Genomic DNA, 1,193 nt, shown 5'->3' on the forward strand with positions numbered 1-1,193 from the left:
CGCCCGGGCAGCTATATCGGCGTGCCGACGACCTTTACCTATCATGCGACCTTCCCAGGCTTCTCGGTCGCCTCCTATCTCTCGTCGACGATCCAATCGACTGCCTGGATCCGGCTGCAATGACCGCGCTCCGCACCTTCGCCCGGCACCAGGCGGGGACCGCCGCGGCGGAATTCGCGCTGGTCGTGCCACTGTTCCTGCTGCTGACCTTCGGCACAATCAACATGGCGCTTGCGCTGTCGGCAGTCGTCCGGCTGCATTACGCCACCGAGCGCGCCGCGCGCTGCCTGTCGGTCGATACGACCGGGTCTTGCTATGCCGCCAATATCGATACCTATGCCAAGTCGCTCTATCCAGTCGGCGGGGTAACGGGGCTGACCTTCGTCGCCACGCAACCGAGCTGCGGCAACAAGGTCAGCGCGACGGGCAGTTATAACGTCTTCACCGGGATCGGTCAGATCCCGATCACGCTGACCGCATCGGCCTGTTACCCGGTCATCTGATCGCCGCTTGGGGGAGGGGCACCGGCATGGAACCCGCGAAACGGAAAAGGGCGATCGCATCGACCGCCGCCGGCCCGTGGCTGCTGCTCGCCGGGCCCGGTGTCGCACACGCGCAGGATGCGACCACCGCGGTCCATATCGGCCGCGCGGTCGATCTCGCGGGGACGCCGGTCGCGCTGTTCCGCCCCAAACCACCGCCCGCCGCCCTGTCGGGCAAATTCGCCGCGTCGGGGCCGGTCGCGATGCCCGCCGGGATGCCGGTCGCGGCGCGCGCGCTGACCAGCGGGTTCGGCGCGCGCTTCCATCCCCTGCTCAACGAGCGGCGCGCGCATCTCGGCATCGATCTCGCCGCGGCGACCGGCTCGCCGATCGTCGCCACCTCGCCCGGCGTGGTCAGCGCGCAGGGGTGGTATGGCGGTTATGGCGACCTTGTCGTAATCAACCACGGCGGCGGGGTCGAGACGCGCTACGGCCATATGTCGCGCAGCAACGTCGTCGCCGGGCAGCATGTCCAGCGCGGCGACGTGATCGGCTATGTCGGCTCGACCGGCCTATCGACCGGGCCGCATCTGCATTATGAAGTGCGGATCGGCGGCCAGCCGGTCGATCCGATCCGCACGCTCGCCCGCTAAGCGGACGCTCCACGCCCGATTGTTGAGTTTTTCTCAACGCCTTATGAAACAGGCCCCG

General features: G+C 67.9%; 2 protein-coding genes. Both read left to right on the forward strand.

Annotation, left to right across the window (positions count from 1 at the left end):
- Positions 1 to 119: 119 nt before the first annotated feature.
- Positions 120 to 503 (forward strand): TadE/TadG family type IV pilus assembly protein, encoded by a 384-nt coding sequence (locus BGN95_RS19015; protein WP_265311452.1) that lies wholly within the window; start codon positions 120 to 122, stop codon positions 501 to 503.
- A gap of 26 nt (positions 504 to 529) precedes the next feature.
- Complete coding sequence (locus tag BGN95_RS19020; protein WP_265311453.1) at positions 530 to 1,135, forward strand: M23 family metallopeptidase; 606 nt, start codon at positions 530 to 532, stop codon at positions 1,133 to 1,135.
- Positions 1,136 to 1,193 lie beyond the last annotated feature (58 nt).

Origin of the sequence: Sphingomonas sp. 66-10 (assembly GCF_001897045.1) — a bacterium.
GTDB lineage: Bacteria > Pseudomonadota > Alphaproteobacteria > Sphingomonadales > Sphingomonadaceae > Sphingomonas > Sphingomonas lycopersici.